Consider the following 19,041-nt stretch of genomic DNA (forward strand, 5'->3'; position numbering starts at 1 on the left):
GATGACGAGCTAGAGGGACGCGGAAGCCGTGGCGGTCAGGCCGCGCGCGAGGACAACTGCGCCAGCCACAATCAGGCCCACGCCCGCGGCGCGGCTGAGCCATTGGCTGCGCGGCAGCAGCCTCTCGAAGGCGACATAGATCGCGACGGCTGCGACCCAGGCCAGGTTCATGACACCGCTGACGAAAAGCAGCGCCATCAGGAACCAGCAACAGCCGACGCAATAAGCGCCGTGCCGGAATCCCATGCGCAGCGCGCCCATGGTGCCGCGTTGCCAGTAGCTCGAGAGGAACAGCAACGGGCTCTGGCAGTATCGAAGGCAGGCGCGCTTGATCGGCGTCAACTGATAGAGCCCGGCCGCAAGCAGGATGATCCCGGCGAGCACGCTGCTGGTGCTCGCCATCATGCCGGACAGCAGCCCGGCCTGATCAAGTCCCCACTGCAGCGAGACCGCGATGAGGCTGAAGCCTGCCCAGATCACGAGATAGCCGGCCAGAAACAGCCAGCTTGCGATGACGGGACTGTCCGCAGTCGCCTGCTTGCGCTTGATGGCGGCGAACAGTAGGACCATGGGGGCTGCGCTGGGCACCATCATCGCGACCATCATCACCCACCACATCGCGAACATGAGCCATGCCTGGGCCAACGACCACGGCTCCGGGTCCATCGGCATGTCGGCCATGCTCATGTCGATGCCGGCGCCGGCAAGCAGATAGGACCAGGAGAATGCGACCACCGTGGCTATTCCGATTGCCACGATCAGGCGATCGTACCGCAGGGTCTGCTCGAGCGCCGAGGTCCTCATCATGAATCCACCCCGCTGCTGGAGCGGCACGTAGAGTTGGATTCGGGTGCGGCGCTAGGCCGCGACGCCCTCCGGCGTCTGGACGACGTTGGCGAGCGAACTATGCGTGCCCTTGGTTTCGAATTTTATGGCACCGGTCGAGCGGATGTTGGCCGAAGCGACCTCGGCCGCCAGGTGCTCGAATCCTTCGGGCATCACCACCTGAATGCGGTGCGGCGCTCCGGTCACCGGATTCTTGATCGGCTCGACCTCGGTCTCGAGCACGCCCTTGGCCACGACACGCGCGACGCGTCCATTCTTGTCGAACGAGAACTCGATGGGCGCGAACAGCGGTTCGTGCATTTTGGTGACGATCAGGCTGAAGATGTGGAACAGCGTGCCTTCGGCGGAGAACTTGCCCGACATGATGTTGAACAGCGCTTCGCGCTGTTCCGCCGTCGCGCGCTCGTCGATGATCGGCTGCAGCTGGCCATTGCCCTCGTGCAGCGCGCCGGGAAAATCAACGGTGGCTGCGAAGACCAGGCCGTCGAGTTTGGTTTTCTCGAAATGTCCCTTGGTGATCCGCATGCCGACCAGGCCCTTGCAATAGCCCTCGGTCGGCAGGGCGTTGAAATCGCACGGACAGCCAAACGCGCAATTGCAGTTCTTGATCCATTCGCCTTCGAGACGCCAGTCAGATGTAGCCATCGCACACCTCCCGTTGCGTATTCGATTGGACAGCAGCCGCCTGAAATGCTCCTCAGAGGCGAGCTTACCCCGTTTGTGTCCTCAGGGACAGGGAGCGGGCTGCCCTAACCACGTTCACGCAGGCTCGCTTCCAGCCGCGTCAGTTCCGCTTCCAGATCCGCCTCCACATCGGCGACCCGCATCTCGATCACGCGGTAATCGCGCGCCTCTAGCCACGTCGTCCGGTTGGCACGGTCGGCGACAATGGCCTCCGACTCGTTCGGATTGACCAGCTCGATCGCCAGCCGGTGGACGAAGGAGACGAAATCCGGAATGTGGCGCCCCACCGGCGTCTGGCGCTTGAACTGGCCGGCAAAACGCCGATCGCGGGTCAGCGCCTGCCACAGGACGCGCTCGGCGTCGGTCGGGTTCCGCCGCAGCAGCCGGGCGAGCCCGCGCACGGTAGAGCTGTCGCCGGGCACCGCCGGGCCCTGCCCGTGCTCGGCCAGCAAAGCGCGCAGCCTTGTGGCCTGCTCGCCGTCCAGCACGCCCCCTTTGGCCGGACCCTTGCGGCCTTCGGCGATCGCCATCACCACCCCATGCAGGGTGTGCATGTCCTGCTTGGTCGGGTCCATCCGGGTGAAGATGTTGCGCAGGTTCACCAGCATGGTCTCCCGCTTCTCGCGCGGGCGGAGGAATTCGACCTTGTCGAGTTCCCGGACCAGATTGTCGAAGAAGGCCTGCATCTGGTGCTGCGAGGCCGGCTCGGAACGTTCGGGCATCGCGAACGGCAAGGCGCCGCCGGTCGACAGCTTGAACCACTCATAGCCGATCAACAGCACCGCCTGCGCCAGATTGAGCGAGGCGAAGCCGGGATTGACCGGGAAGGTGATGATCCGGTTGGCGAGCGCCACCTCCTCGTTCTGGAGGCCGTAGCGCTCCCGGCCGAACAGGATGCCGGCCCCGCCACCGCCGCCGACATGGGCCACGATCTCGGCCGCCGCTTCCATCGGGGCGACCACCGGCTTGGCCTGGTCATGGGCGCGGGCGGTGGTGGCAAACAGCAAGGTCAGGTCGGCGACCGCCTGCTCGACCGTGTCGAACAGTTGCGCCTGCTCCAGAATCTGGTCGGCGCCGGCGGCCGCCCGCTGCGCCGCGATGTTCGGCCAGCCGTCGCGCGGATTGACGATCCGCAGACGCGAAAGCGCGAAGTTGCCCATCGCCCGCGCCGCCATGCCGATATTCTCGCCGAGCTGCGGCTCGACAAGGATCACAACAGGTCCAGCTAAGTCCCAACCAGACTTGGTTTTATCGGTGCCCGAACCGGACATTCGTAGCTTCACTTTCTGATTCAACTTCTGAAGTTGATTCAACATATGAAGGTTTTGAACCAGCGCGCGACGCGGCACGATTCAAAGCCTTATCATTTGCCCGTTTTCGGAATTCTCAAGGCTGAGAATCGGGTTAGTAGCGCTTCGTGCCGTTCTTGGCGATATGCGCCGTGATCGCGACCTTCACCTGGCGGCGGACCGGCTCCAGCCTGCCGGGCGCCTGATCTGCGGCCTGTTCGTGACCTGGTATGTGGTGGCGGGGACGGCGACCCAGGCAGCAATCTAATCTAAAGGATGGGCTGAAAGTGCATAACGGCTTGGCTTTCGCCAGCCGGTTTGCAGTGCTATAGGCCGCCTATAATCATCCCACCCCGCCCCAAACGCGCGGTTTTCCGAAGAAAAGGCCCCCTCCGTCATGGCAAAAATCAAGGTGACCAACCCCGTCGTCGAACTCGATGGCGACGAGATGACCCGGATCATCTGGCAGTACATCAAGGACAAGCTGATCACCCCGTTCCTGGATGTCGAGCTTTTGTATTTTGACCTCGGAATGGAGTACCGCGACCAGACCAACGACCAGGTCACGATCGACGCCGCCAACGCCATCAAGAAGGTCGGTGTTGGCGTCAAATGCGCCACCATCACCCCCGACGAGGCCCGGGTGAAGGAATTCGGCCTGAAGGAGATGTGGAAGTCGCCGAACGGCACCATCCGCAACATCCTCGGCGGCGTGATCTTCCGCGAGCCGATCATCTGCAAGAACGTGCCGCGCCTGGTTCCCGGCTGGACCAAGCCGATCATCATCGGCCGCCACGCCTATGGCGACCAGTACCGCGCCACCGACTTCAAGTTCCCCGGCAAGGGCACACTCTCGATGAAGTTCGTCGGCGAGGACGGCACCGTGATCGAGAGGGAAGTGTTCAAGGCCCCCGAAGCCGGCGTCGCGATGGGAATGTACAATCTCGATGATTCCATCATCGACTTCGCTCGCGCCTCGCTGAACTACGGCCTGCTGCGCGGCTATCCGGTCTACCTCTCGACCAAGAACACGATTCTCAAGGTCTATGACGGCCGCTTCAAGGACATCTTCCAGGACATCTACGACCGCGAGTTCAAGAAGGAATTCGAGGCCAAGCGGCTGACCTACGAACACCGTCTGATCGACGACATGGTGGCTTCGGCGCTGAAATGGTCCGGCGGCTATGTCTGGGCCTGCAAGAACTACGACGGCGACGTGCAGTCGGATACGGTGGCGCAGGGCTACGGTTCGCTCGGCCTGATGACCTCGGTGCTGCTGACGCCCGACGGCAAGACGGTGGAAGCCGAAGCCGCGCACGGCACGGTGACCCGGCACTACCGCGAGCACCAGAAGGGCAAGGAGACCTCGACCAATTCGATCGCGTCGATCTTCGCCTGGACCCGCGGCCTGTCCCACCGCGCCAAGCTCGACAACAACGAGGCGCTGGCGAAATTCGCCGACACGCTGGAAAAGGTCTGCGTTGCGACCGTCGAGGAAGGCTACATGACCAAGGACCTCGCGCTGCTGGTCGGCGCCGACCAGCGCTGGCTGTCCACGACCGGCTTCCTCGACAAGGTTTCGGACAACCTCGCCAAGGCGATGGCGGCGTAAGCCACCCTTCACGACTCCCTCCACGTCATTGCCTGCGACAAACGCGAAGCGTTTGCGCAAGGGGCAGAGCGACGAGCAATCCATGTCTCAGCTTGGGGCACGATGGATTGCTCGGAGCCTGTCGCTGGGCCGCGCATTCGCGCGGCCCGTTGGCTCGCAGTGACAGAAAACCAACGACGGAGCATTACCGTGTCGTTCCCTAAGAACGCCGTACTCACTGCCATCTTTCTCACCGGGTCGCTCGTCAACGCGGCCGCCCAGAAATCACTTCCCGAGGCCATCGCTGCTCCGGGTGAAACCGCAATACTCACGCTGCATGCCGAAGGCGCGCAGGTCTACGAATGCAAGACCAGCGCCGACGGCGCACTCGCCTGGGCGTTTCGCGAGCCGATCGCGACGCTTTTTTCGGACGGCAAGACGGTCGGCCGGCATTATGCCGGACCGAACTGGGAGTACAGCGACGGCAGCGCGGTGGTCGGCCAGGTCGTCGGCACGGCCCCAGGCACCGTCGCGAACGACATTCCCTGGCTGAAGCTCGGAGTGACTTCCCGGCGCGGCAGCGGTGTTCTCAGTCCGGCGACGACAGTGCAACGGATCAACACGGTGGGTGGAAAGCTCAATGGCGCCTGCTACAAGGCAGGCACCTATGAAAGCGTCCCCTACTCGGCCGATTACGTGTTCCTGCGCAAGGGCTGATACGACGCTGCCATCCGGATGGTTTCGGACAACCTCGCCAAGGCGATGGCATAATTGGCTGATAATGGTGTTGGTCCTTCGGGGCCAACACCATGGATTCATGATGCCGATTATCCGGAATACCGCACTCGCTCTGCTTTTGTCGTCGGCGTCAGTTTTGAGCGCCTCCGCCCAGACACCACTTCCCGACGCCATCGCCGCGCCCGGCGAAACGATCGTGCTCACGCTCCACGCCGAGGGCGCGCAGGTCTACGAATGCAAGGCTGGTAGCGACGGCAAGCTGGCCTGGGCGTTCCGCGAACCGATCGCGACATTATTGCTCGACGGCAAGACCGTCGGCCGGCACTACACCGGGCCGAACTGGGAACACATCGACTCTAGCGCCATCATCGGCAAGGCGGTCGGCAACGCCCCCGGTGCGACGGCGAACGATATTCCGTGGCTGAAGCTGAACGTGACAGCCGGGCGCGGCACCGGGCTTCTCAACGGCGTCACCACCGTGCAGCGGATCAATACATCAGGCGGAAAGCTCGAAGGCGCCTGCGACAAGCCGGGCACCTATCGCAATGCTCCCTACTCAGCCGACTACGTATTCCTGCGCAAAAGCTGAACGCTTTATCCGTCATGGCCGGGACACTTGGCGTGAATACGCGCTTCGCGCTACCGCTAACCCATCGCCACCTTGTCGCTCCTGTGCTCGCGTTGGTCGAGCCACATCGTGCCGAGCGCGAACGCCAGCCAGCCGAAATTGTAGGCAAAGCCTACCATCAGAACGACCCAGCCGGGAATCGGTCCGACGGCGGCGCGGTCGACATATTCCGCCAACGTTGACACAGGCGTCGGATGGATCGCTATCTTGCCGTAATAGGCAATCACCTGGACGGCGAGAATCCAGACGTAGTTGCGGCGCAGCCGCCGCCCCGCCGCGCGGACAAACGAAATGTGGTGGCGGGGCGCAGTGTAGTCGCGCCCGAGAATCGCCTGCCAGCTATCGTCGCGGGCTTCACCGGTGAATATTGGCGCGTAGAAATTCATCTCCATCCATCGAGCTCGGGCGCGCCAGACATTGAAGTAGCGATAACGTCGCGCCTCCATGCCGAGAAACACGGCAATGAGCAGGCCTACGAGCAGGAGTGGCAGGGGAGAAGCCTCCGGGCTCGAAAAGGTCGTCGACAGGGCGATGCCCATTGTGACGATCGCCCAGTTGGTCGTGTTGTCGAGCCGCGTTCTCCAGATCGTCGAACGGTAGACTTCGCCCCGGTAGAGATGGGCGATGGCGCCCATTTCAGCAGAATTGAAGGTGTGCTGGTGGTGTGTTTCGCTGGAAGCCGTAACAGACATGGCGGGACTCCGGTTGTCCGAACCGCGGATCACCGGCGTTGACCGGGAGAGTCCATATCATCAACGCCGATGAACCTATCCGGAATTGTGATGCCGCAACTATGCTCGCCCTGAGGTCGAATTGCCAGCAACAGGATCGCGCAATAGAGCGGTGCACCGCACTATCCCGACCTGGCGTCCGCATTGGGTCGCGCCTTGCGGCTCGCCATCTCGGGCCGCCCGCCGCCGCCCTTGCGGCCGAGCGTTTCGGAGCCCTCGCGCACCAGTTCGACTACGTTGAATCGCGCCGTATCAAATTCGAAGCGCAGTGAAATGACGCGCTGTGCCGACAGGCAACGTCGCAAGCTTGTCCTGATATGAACGAGGCCGCCAACCAAGGCGGCCTCGGGATGACCGGTGTGCGGGGCGGTCCGGGCGATGCCGGACCACGCTGCAACACCAAGAATTAGCGACCTTTACAACCGACCTCTACAAGTCTCGCGATACCTGCGGCAATTTCCTTCGCCTCGTTCGCCCAGTTCGTCCTTGTTGAGGCAGGCTTGTCTCAATTCGGCGCACACGTCCCTGCGAACGGGCCTTTGGCAGGTCTCACGGTATCTGCGGCAATTTCCTTCGCCCCGCTCCCCCAGCGCGTCCTTGTTTTCGCAGGCACGCCGCAATTGCTCGCATTGCCCTCCTCGACCGTCGTACACTCGGACGCCTCCCGGTCCAACCTCAATGGATTGGGAAAAGGCCGAGATCGGAAATACGAAAAGTGCAGTTGCCGCTGCGGCGCCGAACACATATTTGCGCATTGCTTTCGACATTCTCTGATCCTCCAGTTGCTATGTGCCGTGATTAGAGAGGCCGCTTCGGCGGCCTCTCACTTTTCGATGGGAGCGGCATTATCGTTTCTCGCCACCGTCCCCTTAGTTCGCGCAGACCTTCATGGTCTTCATTCCGGTTTCAGCTGCGGTGCGCGACTTGAACACCTTGCCCTCGTCAACAACGACAGTGGTGGCGGTGGTCGGCTTCTTGTCCACGATGGTGCATTTCTTCGTGGAGGTATCTTGCACGACATAGAATCCCGTCTGAGCGTAGGCAGCGCCTGTCATGAATGCTGCGGCAGCCGCCGGAATGAGAAACTTCTTCATGATGTCTCCTCCATTGTGAGTGTGTCCCTGCGTAGATTATTGGGTGGCGTGGGGTCGGTTCCACGGCCGGGAACACCGTCTACGGGGCACTAACTTTCAGTTCCTGGATGGAGACCCTAAAGGGTTGACGTGAACGCCGGCCGAACGAGCAGTTCAGAGATTGTTTATCTCGAGCTCACCGATCTTCGCCTTCACACGCGCGACTTCCCATCCCGTTCGCTTTGCGACCGGGTCGAGCCAGCAGATTCTGGCCTTGTGCGTTTATGAGTCCACGCGCCGGCTTGTCTGCGCTCAAGCGCCAGCCATCGCCTGTTCGATTGCCGACAGCGCGGCGTTGGCCTTGGCTCCATCAGGCCCGCCGGCCTGCGCCATGTCGGGCCGGCCGCCGCCGCCCTTGCCGCCGAGCGCTTCGGAGCCCTTGCGCACCAGTTCGACTGCGTTGAAGCGCGCGGTGAGATCCGCGGTGACACCGACGACGATGCCGGCCTTGCCGTCCTCGGTGACGCCGACGATCGCGACGACGCCGGAGCCGATCTGCTTCTTGCCGTCGTCGACCAGGCTCTTCAGATCCTTGGTCTCGACGCCCTCGACCGCACGGGCCAGCAGCTTGACGCCGCCCGCTTCGCGCACACCGCCGGCTGCCGCCGCGCCATTGGTCGCGCCGCCGCCCATCGCCAGCTTCTTGCGCGCATCCGACAGATCGCGTTCGAGCTTCTTGCGCTCTTCCATCAGCGCCGCGATGCGCGCCGGCATGTCGTCGACCGAGGTGCGCAGCTCCAACGCCGCGGTCTTGGCGATCGACATCGTGTCATTGGCGTGCTTGCGCGCGTGACGTCCGGTCAGCGCTTCGATGCGCCGAACGCCGGAAGCCACCGCGCTTTCGCCGGTCACTGAAATGAGCCCGATATCGCCGGTGCGGCGCACATGGGTGCCGCCGCACAATTCGACCGACCAGCCGAGCGCGTTGGTCCCTTGCGCGCGGGCCTGCTTGCCCATCGAAACCACGCGGACCTCGTCGCCGTATTTTTCGCCGAACAGGGCTCGCGCGCCGGCCTCGCGGGCGTCGTCCACCCCCATCAGCCGCGTCGTGACCTCGTCGTTTTCGAGCACGACTTCGTTCGCTATATCCTCGACGCGGGCGAGCTCTTCCGCCGTGATCGGTTTTGGATGCACGAAGTCGAAGCGCAGCCGATCCGGCGCCACCAGCGAGCCGCGCTGGGCGATATGGTCGCCGAGCACCTGCCGCAGCGCCTCATGCAGCAGATGCGTCGCCGAGTGATGCGAGCGGATCGATGACCGGCGCGTGTGATCGACTTCGAGCTGCAGCGCGGTGCCCACCTTGAGCGTGCCCTGCTCCACCGTGCCAAGATGGACGAAGAGATCGCCGGCCTTCTTCTGCGTGTCCGTGACGCGGAACTTGACGCCCTCGCCCGTCAGCAGGCCGGTATCGCCGACCTGGCCGCCGGACTCGGCATAAAACGGCGTCTGGTTCAGCACGATCGCGCCGCTCTCGCCGGCTTTGAGACTATCGGCGTCCTTGCCGTCCTTCACCAGCGCGGTGACCACGCCTTCGGCGCTCTCGGTGTCATAGCCGAGGAATTCGGTGGCGCCGAGCTTTTCGCGCAAGGGAAACCAGACGTTCTCGCTGGCGGTATCGCCGCTTCCCGACCACGACGCCCGCGCCTTGGCTTTCTGCTTCTCCATCGCGTCGGTGAACGAAGCCTGATCGACGCTGATGCCGCGCGACTTCAGCGCGTCCTGCGTGAGGTCCAACGGGAAGCCATAGGTGTCGTACAGCGTGAACGCGGTATCGCCGTCGAACATGTCGCCCTTCTTCAGGCCACTGCTCTTTTCGTCGAGGATCGACAAGCCGCGCTCCAGCGTCTTGCGGAAGCGCGTCTCTTCCAGCCGCAGCGTTTCCTCGATCAGCTTTTCGGCGCGCACCAGTTCGGGATAGGCCTGGCCCATCTCGCGCACCAGCGCCCAGACCAGGCGATGCATCAAGGGTTCGCGCGCGCCGAGTAGCTGCGCATGGCGCATGGCGCGGCGCATGATCCGGCGCAGCACATAGCCGCGGCCTTCGTTCGAGGGCAGCACGCCGTCCGAAATCAGGAACGATGACGCGCGCAGATGGTCGGCGATCACGCGCAGCGACGCCTTCTGCGGCCCTTGCGGATCGGCACCGGTTAATTCCGAGATCGCGCGGACAAGCGCCACGAACAGGTCGATATCGTAATTGTCGTGCTTGCCTTGAAGAACGGCCGCGACGCGCTCCAGCCCCGCGCCGGTGTCGATCGAGGGCTTTGGCAGCGGGTTGCGCGCGCCGCCTTCGAGCTGCTCGAACTGCATGAACACGAGATTCCAGATCTCGATGAAGCGGTCGCCGTCCTGCTCGGCGGAACCCGGAGGGCCGCCCCAGATCTTGTCGCCGTGATCGTAGAAGATTTCCGAGCACGGACCGCACGGGCCGGTGTCGCCCATCTGCCAGAAATTGTCGGAGCCGGCGATGCGGATGATGCGCGACTCCGGGAGACCAGCGATCTTCTTCCAGAGATTGAATGCTTCGTCGTCGTCGATATAGACGGTCGCCGTGAGCTTGTCCTTCGGCAGGCCGAATTCCTTGGTGACGAGATTCCAGGCGAGCTCGATCGCGCGATCCTTGAAGTAATCGCCGAACGAGAAATTGCCCAGCATCTCAAAAAAGGTGTGATGCCGCGCAGTGTAGCCGACATTGTCGAGGTCGTTGTGCTTGCCGCCGGCGCGCACGCATTTCTGCGAGGTGGTGGCACGCTGGTAGGGCCGCTTCTCGACCCCCGTGAAGACGTTCTTGAACTGCACCATGCCGGCGTTGGTGAACATCAGGGTCGGATCGTTGCGCGGCACGAGCGGCGACGACGGCACGATCTCGTGGCCGTTCTCCGCAAAGAAATCCAAGAATTTCGACCTGATCTCGTTGACGCCGCTCATGTTCATCCAATCGGAAATAGGGCCGGGTCAGGCCGCAACCAGCTCTTAAACCTTCCGGCGGAACGCTTTTAGACAAGGCGGCCTGCGGTGTCCAGAAACTGTGCAGGCGGATCATAGGCTTGCCGCAGCACACAAGATGGGCACGCACATCCCGTTGATAATGCTGCGGCTGCGTTGACAGGCTTGGCAGGCCTGTGTTTTTCTACCTATATTCTAGACGTCACGTCGGGAGAGATCGGCTTAAGCGCCGGCGCCGAAGGAGCAACCGCCCCGGAAACTCTCAGGCAAACGGACCGCGTGACGAAATAGCATCTGGAAAGTGACGCCGGGCGGCTTTGGCCCAGGGCGTCCGCCGACGGGATAATACTCTCAGGCACAGCGACAGATGGGGCTTTCTTTGGGTTTTCGGAGGCTGGTCTCCGGAACCCACGAGGGCCTGACGGATGCTGGCGAAAGACGAATCCTCACTGAAACGCACACCATTGCACGCGCTCCATGTGGCGCGCGGCGGCAAGCTGGTTCCCTTCGCGGGTTACGCGATGCCGGTGCAATTCCCGGCCGGCGTGCTGAAGGAGCATCTGCACACAAGAAGCGCCGCCGGGCTGTTCGACGTCTCGCATATGGGCCAGCTCGTGCTGCGTCCCAAATCAGGCCAGGTCGCCGATGCGGCGCTGGCGCTGGAACGGCTGGTGCCACAGGACATCGTGGCGGTTGCGCCGGGGCGGCAGCGTTACGCCCAGTTCACCAATGAAGACGGCGGCATTCTCGACGATCTGATGGTGGCGAATTTCGGCGACCACCTGTTTCTGGTCGTCAATGCCGCCTGCAAGGCCGAAGACGAAGCGCATCTGCGCGCGCATCTCTCCGAGACCTGCGTCATCGATTCGCTGGCTGATCGCGGCCTGATCGCGCTGCAGGGACCGAAGGCCGAACGGGCTCTGGCGAGACTTGGTGCAGACGTGTCGGCGATGCGGTTCATGGATACCGGCCCGCGCAAGGTCTCCAGCTTCGACTGTTTCGTCTCGCGGTCCGGCTACACCGGCGAGGACGGTTTTGAGATTTCGGTACCGGCCGCACAGGCCGAGGCGCTGGTGACGATGCTGCTCGAAGACCCCGACGTGCTGCCGATCGGATTGGGCGCGCGCGACAGCCTGCGGCTCGAGGCCGGCCTTTGCCTCTACGGCCACGACCTCGACACCACGACGACGCCGGTCGAGGGCGCACTGGAATGGTCGGTGCAGAAGAGCCGTCGCACGGGTGGTGCCCGCGCCGGCGGATTTCCCGGCGCGGACGATATCCTCTCGCAGTTTGAAAAAGGCGCATCGCGCCGCCGCGTCGGCCTGCGCGCCGAGGGCCGCGCGCCGGTGCGCGAAGGCGCGCTGCTGTTTGCGGACGCCGCCTCAAGCGAAGCGATCGGCAAGGTCACCTCGGGCGGCTTCGGACCCAGCCTCAATGCGCCGGTGGCGATGGGCTATCTGCCGACATCGCTGTCCGCCAACGGCACGCAAGTTTTTGCCGAAGTGCGCGGCCAGCGCCTGCCGCTGCAGGTCGCAGCCATGCCCTTCGTTCCCAACACTTACAAACGCTAGTTCTGCAAACGCTAGATCACCAGAGGACGTTTCATGACGACGTTGTTCACATCAGACCATGAATGGCTCCGTATCGAGGGCGATGTCGCCACCATCGGGGTCACCGACTATGCGCAATCGCAGCTCGGTGACGTCGTGTTCATCGAACTGCCCAAGGTCGGCCGCTCCCTGAAAAAGGCCGAAGCCGCCGCCGTGGTCGAATCGGTAAAGGCCGCCTCGGACGTCTACGCGCCAATATCGGGCGAGGTGGTCGAAGTCAACGAGGCGCTCGCCGCAGAACCCGCGCTGGTGAATTCCGACGCCGGCGGCAAGGCCTGGTTCTTCAAGCTCAAGATTGCGGACAAGAGCGAACTCGACGGCCTGATGGATGAAGCCGCTTACAAGGCACATACGGCGTGAATATCCGCCGTCATGGCCGGGCTTGTCCCGGCCATCCACGGGCGCCAAGGAAGACGTGGATGCCCGGCACAAGGCCGGGCATGACGGAGTAACTGCTCCCTGCTACGTGACGAGGAAAGACCCATGAACGCGCCGCTGAAAACCACCGCCGAAGCCGCCACCGATTTCGTGCGCCGGCATATCGGCCCCTCGCCCCGCGACATCAGTGCGATGCTGAATAGCGTCGGCGCGAACAGCCTCACTGAGCTGATGAGCCAGACGCTGCCGTCGTCGATCCGGCAGAAGACGCCGCTCGACCTCGGCCCTGCGTTGAGCGAAACCGAGGCGCTGGCGCATATGCGTGAGCTCGCCGCACAGAACCAAGTATTCACCTCGCTGATCGGCCAAGGCTATTCCGGCACCATCCTGCCCGCGGTGATCCAGCGCAACATCCTGGAGAACCCGGCCTGGTACACGGCCTATACGCCGTATCAGCCGGAGATCAGCCAGGGCCGGCTGGAGGCGCTGTTCAACTTCCAGACCATGATTTGCGACCTCACCGGGCTCGACGTCGCCAACGCCTCGCTGCTCGATGAAGCAACCGCCGCGGCCGAGGCGATGGCGCTCGCCGAGCGGGCGTCGCAGGTAAAGACCAAATCGTTCTTCGTCGATGCCGAGGTGCATCCGCAGACGCTCGCGGTGCTGCGCACCCGCGCTGAGCCGCTCGGCTGGAATCTGATCGTCGGCGACCCCCTCACCGATCTCGATTCCGCCGAGGTGTTCGGCGGCCTGTTGCAGTATCCGGGCACATCAGGCGCGGTGCGCGACCTCAGGCCCGCGATCGCGGCGCTGCGCGCCAAGGGGGCGCTTGCCGTCATGGCGGCCGATCTGCTGGCGCAGACGCTGATCGCTTCGCCCGGCGAACTCGGCGCCGATATCGCCATCGGATCGGCGCAACGCTTTGGCGTGCCGATGGGCTATGGCGGCCCGCACGCGGCCTATATGGCGGTGCGCGATGCTTTAAAACGCTCGCTGCCCGGCCGCATCGTCGGACTGTCGGTGGATTCGCGGGGACAGCCGGCCTATCGGCTGGCGCTGCAGACCCGCGAACAGCATATCCGCCGCGAAAAGGCCACCTCCAACATCTGCACCGCGCAGGTGCTGCTGGCGGTGATCGCCTCGATGTATGCGGTCTATCACGGCCCCGAGGGGCTGACGCATATCGCGCGCACCGTGCACCGGCGCGCGGTGGTGCTGGCGGCGGGACTGGCAAAGCTCGGCTTTGCGCCGACGTCGCAGGCCTTCTTCGATACCGTCACGGTTCAGGCCGGCGGAAAGCAGAGCGAGATCGTCGCGCGCGCGCTCGCCGAAAAGATCAATCTGCGGATCGGTAACGGCACGCTTGGGATTGCGGTCGACGAGACCACCACGCCTGCCGTCGTCGAGGCGGTGTGGCGCGCGTTCGGCGGCAAGCTTTCCTATGCCGACGTCGAGGTCACGGCGCGCGAAACGCTTCCCCTCGAATTGAAGCGCGACAGCGCCTTCCTTGTCCATCCCGTGTTCCATACGCACCGCTCCGAGACTGAATTGTTGCGCTATATGCGCAAGCTCAGTGATCGCGACCTCGCGCTCGACCGGGCGATGATCCCGCTCGGCTCCTGCACCATGAAGCTGAACGCGACCACGGAAATGATTCCGCTGACCTGGCCCGAGTTCGGCAGCCTGCATCCGTTCGCACCTAGCGAGCAGGCCCGCGGCTATCACGCGTTGTTCAAGCGGCTGGAACAATGGCTGTGCGACATCACCGGTTATGACGCGGTCTCGCTGCAGCCGAATTCCGGCGCGCAGGGCGAATATGCCGGGCTGCTCGCGATCCGCGCCTATCATGCCGCGCGCGGCGAGCCGCACCGCAAGGTGTGCCTGATCCCCTCCTCCGCGCACGGCACCAATCCGGCCTCCGCCCACATGGCCGGCATGGAAGTGGTGGTGACCGCCTGCGACATCAGAGGCGACGTCGATGTCGACGACCTCCGCACCAAGGCGGAGAAGCATTCGAAAAATCTCGCAGCTGTGATGATCACCTATCCCTCGACGCATGGCGTGTTCGAGGAGCACATCAGCGAGATCTGCGACATCGTTCACAGCCACGGCGGCCAGGTCTATCTCGACGGCGCCAACATGAATGCCCAGGTCGGGCTGTCGCGGCCTGGCGATTACGGCGCCGACGTCTCGCATCTCAATCTGCACAAGACCTTCTGCATTCCGCATGGCGGCGGCGGCCCGGGGATGGGGCCGATCGGCGTCAAGGCACATCTTGCGCCCTATCTGCCAAGTCATCCTTCAAATTGCCACCCCGCCACCGACGGCACGGCGCCGGCTTCCGTGGGACCGGTGTCGGCGGCGCCGGCAGGCTCGGCCTCGATCCTGACCATTTCCTACATCTACATTTTGATGATGGGCGGCGAAGGCTTGAGGCGCGCCACGGAGATCGCGATCCTCAACGCCAACTACATCGCCAACCGGCTCGATCCGCATTTCCCGGTGCTCTACAGAAATGCAAAAGGCCGCGTCGCCCATGAATGCATCGTCGATCCTCGCCCGCTGAAAACCACGAGCGGCGTCACCGTCGACGATATTGCAAAGCGGCTGATCGACTACGGCTTCCACGCGCCCACCATGAGTTTCCCGGTGCCGGGCACGCTGATGATCGAGCCGACCGAATCGGAATCGAAGGCGGAGCTGGATCGCTTCTGCGACGCCATGATCGCGATCCGAAGCGAGATCACGGAGATCGAAATCGGCCGCTGGAAGGTCGAAGCCTCGCCCTTGCGCCACGCCCCGCACACCGTGCACGACATCGTCGACGATGCGTGGAACCGCGCCTATAGCCGCGCCACGGGTTGCTTCCCCGACGGCGTCTCGCGCACGGACAAATACTGGTGCCCGGTGGGCCGCGTCGACAACGTCTATGGCGACCGCAATTTGGTGTGCTCGTGCCCGCCGGTCGCGGATTACGCGCAAGCCGCGGAGTAGCGCCTTGTAGGATGGGTGGAGCGAAGCGATACCCATCATCGTGCCGCATCTGCGATGATAGCCGCGATGGGTTTCGTTTTTGTTCACCCCATCCAACGGCCACGCCGCTACGGCACGAGCAGGACCGGGTCCCAGCGCCACAGCCGGTCGTTGGTCAGTCTCGTGCCGCCCCACCAGCGATCGATCGGGTTGTGGCGGCTGAAATCCTCGGTGCCCGCCAAAATTGCCTTGCCGAGCGCGGTGAGCGATAGCCGGCTTTCCTTATATCGCTCGTATCGTTCGCGCAGATTGTGCATCTCAGGCGTGAACGGCCACTCCGCAAGGCCCGAAATAGCGGGCATCGGCGCAAGCGCAAGTCCTTCCAGGAGAGCGCCAGCTTCCCAGTAGCCGAACACGCGGCGCTGAAAGCGCTGCTTGAAATGAGGAAACACCTCGAACGGATGCTCGTAGCCCGCCGCGATCAATTCCAGAATTCGCAACTCCGACGCGCCAAGCCCGGTTGCGCGACCGGGAAGCTCTTCGAGCATTTCCAGAACGCATCGCCGAAGCTGTGGCAAGACACTCAGGTCCTTGCTCAGCAGATTGAACCAGGCGTGTGGCGCCGGTGCCCGGTAAGCGCCCCACGCCAGGCTTGCGATCTCGAGATGATGATCGTTGATCGCAACGCCCGGAAACTTCCATTCGGCGAGACGCGCCGGTTCTGTCTCGCCGAGAGAGGCATCCACGTGTCGCAGAATGATGCCCAAGCTTTTCGCCTGCGGGCCGAGATAGTCCAGCAGCCAGATCAATACCAGTTGGGCATTCGGCTCCGTTTCCATCCAGAGTTCGACCGTTTCGCAACGCTCGCAAGCCTCGATCAACCCGAGTTCGCTCATGTCGAATTTCTGCAGGCGCAGCTGCGGCACTGAATCGAGCCAGTGGGAGCCCGGCTCTTGGCTGGTCCTCGCCGCCAAAAACGCTGCAAGCTCCGCGTCGGAACGTGGCGGCCCCCAAACCATCCGAAGCTCGATCGCGACAGCCAGATCGGCGTGACCGGCTGACACAACGCAACCTGCGCTCGAGGAATCTGCCGTCAGGATCAGACGCGTCATGGTACGCCTCGTTTAGACTACACGTATCAGGGGGCGACCAGCGCCGGATTCCAGCGCCACAGATTATCATTGGTCAGCCTCGTACCGCCCCACCAGCGGTCGATTGGATTGTGTCGGCTGAAGTCTTCCTTGTGGGCGAGAACAGCCTTGCCGAATTCGGTGAGCGACAGCTCGCTTCGCAGGTAAGCCGTGTGCCGGTCCCGCAAATTTTTGCGGTCAAGCGTGCGCAGTTTCTCATCGAGGCCCGCCACGGCCGGTTTGGGCCCGAACGCCAGCCCGTCGAGCAAATAGCCATATTCCCACTCGCCGAAGATGCGCGTTTGGCGCAGTTGGTAGAGATGGAAGAGCGCGTTTGTGAGCGAATATCCCCGCGCGATCAGTTCGAGCATCCGCATTTCCGAGGCGCCAAGTCCCGTCGAACTTGACGGCAGTTCTTCGAGCAGATCGATCAGGACGGGTCTCAGAAGCGGAAGAGCGCTTAAATCCTTGCCGAGCAGATCGAAGCAGGCCTCCGGCGTCGGCGACCGATAGGCCTGCCAGGCTGCGCTTGCCGTCTCAAGCTCCTTTTCGGTGACATCGACGACCGGCGGCCGCCACCTGCCAAATTTCTCAAGCGCGCTCATCTTCAGATCGACAAGACGCAGCTTCAACCTGCTAATGGTTTCAGGATAAGAGCGGAAATAATCGAGCAGCCAGATCAGTTTCAGCTGCGCGCCCGGCCGTATGTCGAACCATAGTTCGACGGTTTCGTATTGCTGGCAGAATTCGGCCAGGCTCCGATTACGGTGCCTTCTGTTTTTGCTCCGGTGGGTGCCCCAGTCCGACCAGTGTGTGGCCCGGTTCCGGTCGTGACTCCCGGTGCGAGGGCCAAGATGGGCTGCGAGTTCATCTGGCGAGGGCTGCGGTCCCCACACGAAGTTGAAAAAATCCAAATTTAGCACGAGATCGGCGAGGTCATTTTCCATAAAGTCCGGCATCAACCATCCGGTCAGGACGAGAGGCTTCATTGAACTCTCCGACGATACCTACCCACCAAACAAAACGGGCGCCAAAGACGTCGGCAACTCAACGTCCGCAGCGCCCGTCTGTCGCGTCTCAGGCCTTTGCGGCCTGAAGCGTTGGAAACTTATTCGTCGCCCGCCGGCTCCTCGCCGTCGGCGTCGCGCTCAGGGGAGCCTGCCAGAATCTGCTCAGCAATCAGGCCGGAGTTCTGGCGGATCGCCGTCTCGATCTTGGCGACCATGTCGGGGTTGGCCTTGAGGAAGGCTTTCGAGTTCTCGCGCCCCTGCCCGAGCCGCTGGCTGTCATAGGAGAACCACGCGCCCGACTTCTCGACGATGCCGGCCTTGACGCCGAGATCGAGGATTTCGCCCATCTTGGAGACGCCTTCGCCATACATGATGTCGAATTCGACCTGCTTGAACGGCGGCGCCAGCTTGTTCTTCACCACCTTGACGCGGGTCTGGTTGCCGACCACTTCGTCGCGCTCCTTGATCGCGCCGATGCGGCGGATGTCGAGGCGGACGGAGGCGTAAAATTTCAGCGCGTTGCCGCCGGTGGTGGTTTCCGGCGAGCCGTACATCACCCCGATCTTCATGCGGATCTGGTTGATGAAGATCACCATGGTGTTGGACTTGTTGATCGAGGCGGTGAGCTTGCGCAGCGCCTGGCTCATCAGCCGCGCCTGCAGGCCGGGCAGCGCATCGCCCATCTCGCCTTCGAGTTCGGCCTTCGGCACCAGCGCTGCAACGGAGTCGACCACCAGCACGTCGACCGCGCCGGAGCGCACCAGCGTGTCGCAGATTTCCAGCGCCTGCTCGCCGGTGTCGGGCTGCGAGATCAGCAGTTCGTCGATGTTGACGCCGAGCTTGCGCGCATAGACCGGATCGAGCGCGTGTTCGGCGTCGATGAAGGCGCAGATGCCGCCCTTCTTCTGTCCCTCCGCCACCGTGTGCAGCGCCAGCGTGGTCTTGCCTGAAGATTCCGGCCCGTAGATTTCGACCACACGTCCCCTCGGCAGGCCGCCGACGCCCAGCGCGATATCGAGCCCGAGCGACCCCGAAGAAATGGTCTCGATGTCCATCGAACGGTCATTCTTGCCCAGCTTCATCACCGAGCCCTTGCCGAACTGGCGCTCGATCTGGGAGAGCGCGGCGGACAGGGCCTTGGTCTTATCCATGGAGGATCCTTCGACGATACGCAGGGCAGTGGTGGACATAATACGTGCTCCTTATGGCGGGGATTCGCGAGCGGGACAAACGGGCGGTGGCAAGTTCGGGATTCGACTTCGGGATTCTTCGGGATTCGACAGCGTACGGGAATCTCGTACCACCTTTGTTCTATGTTCGCAATATGTTCTTTTCCGGGATTTGGTGCTGGCCT

General features: G+C 63.1%; 16 protein-coding genes and 2 riboswitches. Of the genes, 6 read left to right on the plus strand and 10 right to left on the minus strand.

Annotation, left to right across the window (positions count from 1 at the left end):
• Window positions 1-9 precede the first annotated feature (9 nt).
• The 3 genes from V1279_RS21275 to V1279_RS21285 form a co-directional block, all read right to left on the minus strand.
• Entirely contained in the window at window positions 10-807 is a 798-nt protein-coding gene (locus V1279_RS21275; protein WP_334439738.1) for a DUF2182 domain-containing protein, read from the minus strand.
• Between the two features lie 51 nt (window positions 808-858).
• Complete coding sequence (locus tag V1279_RS21280; RefSeq protein ID WP_334439741.1) at window positions 859-1,491, minus strand: DUF1326 domain-containing protein; 633 nt, start codon at window positions 1,489-1,491, stop codon at window positions 859-861.
• Between the two features lie 104 nt (window positions 1,492-1,595).
• Window positions 1,596-2,801 carry a TrmJ/YjtD family RNA methyltransferase gene (locus V1279_RS21285; RefSeq protein WP_334446506.1) on the minus strand — a complete coding sequence of 402 codons (1,206 nt, stop codon included), beginning with the start codon at window positions 2,799-2,801 and terminating at the stop codon, window positions 1,596-1,598.
• A gap of 415 nt (window positions 2,802-3,216) precedes the next feature.
• On the opposite strand from V1279_RS21285, the gene V1279_RS21290 reads away from it, so the two are divergent.
• The 3 genes from V1279_RS21290 (at window position 3,217) to V1279_RS21300 (ending at window position 5,737) form a co-directional block, all read left to right on the plus strand.
• Entirely contained in the window at window positions 3,217-4,431 is a 1,215-nt protein-coding gene (locus tag V1279_RS21290; protein ID WP_334439744.1) for an NADP-dependent isocitrate dehydrogenase, read from the plus strand.
• 222 nt (window positions 4,432-4,653) lie between these two features.
• The gene (locus V1279_RS21295) at window positions 4,654-5,127 is read left to right on the plus strand and encodes a DUF3455 domain-containing protein (protein WP_334446508.1); all 474 of its coding nucleotides are present in this window, start codon (window positions 4,654-4,656) and stop codon (window positions 5,125-5,127) included.
• Window positions 5,128-5,230: 103 nt separating this feature from the next.
• Window positions 5,231-5,737, plus strand: coding sequence for a DUF3455 domain-containing protein (locus V1279_RS21300; protein WP_334439746.1), 507 nt, complete (start codon window positions 5,231-5,233; stop codon window positions 5,735-5,737).
• 56 nt (window positions 5,738-5,793) lie between these two features.
• On the opposite strand, the gene V1279_RS21305 is transcribed toward V1279_RS21300, so the two are convergent.
• From V1279_RS21305 to alaS, 4 genes are all read right to left on the minus strand, one after another.
• Window positions 5,794-6,468, minus strand: a complete 675-nt coding sequence (locus V1279_RS21305) for a DUF2270 domain-containing protein (RefSeq protein WP_334439748.1) — start codon at window positions 6,466-6,468, stop codon at window positions 5,794-5,796.
• 161 nt (window positions 6,469-6,629) lie between these two features.
• Window positions 6,630-6,812 carry a hypothetical protein gene (locus V1279_RS21310; protein ID WP_334439751.1) on the minus strand — a complete coding sequence of 61 codons (183 nt, stop codon included), beginning with the start codon at window positions 6,810-6,812 and terminating at the stop codon, window positions 6,630-6,632.
• Window positions 6,813-7,376: 564 nt separating this feature from the next.
• Window positions 7,377-7,601: a hypothetical protein gene (locus V1279_RS21315; protein WP_334439754.1), complete on the minus strand. Its 225-nt coding sequence runs from the start codon at window positions 7,599-7,601 to the stop codon at window positions 7,377-7,379.
• Window positions 7,602-7,892: 291 nt separating this feature from the next.
• Window positions 7,893-10,568, minus strand: coding sequence for an alanine--tRNA ligase (alaS, locus tag V1279_RS21320; protein WP_334439757.1), 2,676 nt, complete (start codon window positions 10,566-10,568; stop codon window positions 7,893-7,895).
• 215 nt (window positions 10,569-10,783) lie between these two features.
• Window positions 10,784-10,874: riboswitch (glycine riboswitch) on the plus strand.
• A gap of 3 nt (window positions 10,875-10,877) precedes the next feature.
• A riboswitch (glycine riboswitch) is annotated at window positions 10,878-10,956 on the plus strand.
• A 55-nt stretch (window positions 10,957-11,011) separates the two neighbouring features.
• On the opposite strand from alaS, the gene gcvT reads away from it, so the two are divergent.
• The 3 genes from gcvT (at window position 11,012) to gcvP (ending at window position 15,568) form a co-directional block, all read left to right on the plus strand.
• The gene (gcvT, locus tag V1279_RS21325) at window positions 11,012-12,157 is read left to right on the plus strand and encodes a glycine cleavage system aminomethyltransferase GcvT (protein WP_334439760.1); all 1,146 of its coding nucleotides are present in this window, start codon (window positions 11,012-11,014) and stop codon (window positions 12,155-12,157) included.
• A 33-nt stretch (window positions 12,158-12,190) separates the two neighbouring features.
• Window positions 12,191-12,556 (plus strand): glycine cleavage system protein GcvH, encoded by a 366-nt coding sequence (gcvH, locus tag V1279_RS21330; protein WP_334439763.1) that lies wholly within the window; start codon window positions 12,191-12,193, stop codon window positions 12,554-12,556.
• A gap of 123 nt (window positions 12,557-12,679) precedes the next feature.
• The gene (gene gcvP / locus V1279_RS21335) at window positions 12,680-15,568 is read left to right on the plus strand and encodes an aminomethyl-transferring glycine dehydrogenase (RefSeq protein WP_334439766.1); all 2,889 of its coding nucleotides are present in this window, start codon (window positions 12,680-12,682) and stop codon (window positions 15,566-15,568) included.
• Window positions 15,569-15,675: 107 nt separating this feature from the next.
• Here the strand turns inward: gcvP and V1279_RS21340 are convergent, their stop codons facing one another.
• The 3 genes from V1279_RS21340 to recA form a co-directional block, all read right to left on the minus strand.
• Window positions 15,676-16,659 carry a hypothetical protein gene (locus tag V1279_RS21340; protein ID WP_334439768.1) on the minus strand — a complete coding sequence of 328 codons (984 nt, stop codon included), beginning with the start codon at window positions 16,657-16,659 and terminating at the stop codon, window positions 15,676-15,678.
• A gap of 26 nt (window positions 16,660-16,685) precedes the next feature.
• Entirely contained in the window at window positions 16,686-17,666 is a 981-nt protein-coding gene (locus V1279_RS21345; RefSeq protein WP_334439769.1) for a hypothetical protein, read from the minus strand.
• 119 nt (window positions 17,667-17,785) lie between these two features.
• Window positions 17,786-18,877 (minus strand): recombinase RecA, encoded by a 1,092-nt coding sequence (recA, locus tag V1279_RS21350; protein ID WP_334439771.1) that lies wholly within the window; start codon window positions 18,875-18,877, stop codon window positions 17,786-17,788.
• Window positions 18,878-19,041: the final 164 nt, after the last annotated feature.

This window comes from Bradyrhizobium sp. AZCC 1610 (assembly GCF_036924515.1).
GTDB lineage: Bacteria > Pseudomonadota > Alphaproteobacteria > Rhizobiales > Xanthobacteraceae > Bradyrhizobium.

What these genes read in the sequence shown, in the direction of transcription:
- V1279_RS21280 (WP_334439741.1), bottom strand. Translation starts at nt 1,491, where the DNA reads ATGGCTACATCTGACTGGCGTCTCGAAGGCGAATGGATCAAGAACTGC.
- gcvH (WP_334439763.1), top strand. Translation starts at nt 12,191, where the DNA reads ATGACGACGTTGTTCACATCAGACCATGAATGGCTCCGTATCGAGGGC.
- V1279_RS21290 (WP_334439744.1), top strand. Translation starts at nt 3,217, where the DNA reads ATGGCAAAAATCAAGGTGACCAACCCCGTCGTCGAACTCGATGGCGAC.
- V1279_RS21315 (WP_334439754.1), bottom strand. Translation starts at nt 7,601, where the DNA reads ATGAAGAAGTTTCTCATTCCGGCGGCTGCCGCAGCATTCATGACAGGC.
- V1279_RS21305 (WP_334439748.1), bottom strand. Translation starts at nt 6,468, where the DNA reads ATGTCTGTTACGGCTTCCAGCGAAACACACCACCAGCACACCTTCAAT.
- V1279_RS21275 (WP_334439738.1), bottom strand. Translation starts at nt 807, where the DNA reads ATGATGAGGACCTCGGCGCTCGAGCAGACCCTGCGGTACGATCGCCTG.
- V1279_RS21345 (WP_334439769.1), bottom strand. Translation starts at nt 17,666, where the DNA reads ATGAAGCCTCTCGTCCTGACCGGATGGTTGATGCCGGACTTTATGGAA.
- gcvP (WP_334439766.1), top strand. Translation starts at nt 12,680, where the DNA reads ATGAACGCGCCGCTGAAAACCACCGCCGAAGCCGCCACCGATTTCGTG.
- V1279_RS21340 (WP_334439768.1), bottom strand. Translation starts at nt 16,659, where the DNA reads ATGACGCGTCTGATCCTGACGGCAGATTCCTCGAGCGCAGGTTGCGTT.
- gcvT (WP_334439760.1), top strand. Translation starts at nt 11,012, where the DNA reads ATGCTGGCGAAAGACGAATCCTCACTGAAACGCACACCATTGCACGCG.
- V1279_RS21300 (WP_334439746.1), top strand. Translation starts at nt 5,231, where the DNA reads ATGCCGATTATCCGGAATACCGCACTCGCTCTGCTTTTGTCGTCGGCG.
- alaS (WP_334439757.1), bottom strand. Translation starts at nt 10,568, where the DNA reads ATGAGCGGCGTCAACGAGATCAGGTCGAAATTCTTGGATTTCTTTGCG.
- V1279_RS21285 (WP_334446506.1), bottom strand. Translation starts at nt 2,801, where the DNA reads ATGTCCGGTTCGGGCACCGATAAAACCAAGTCTGGTTGGGACTTAGCT.
- recA (WP_334439771.1), bottom strand. Translation starts at nt 18,877, where the DNA reads ATGTCCACCACTGCCCTGCGTATCGTCGAAGGATCCTCCATGGATAAG.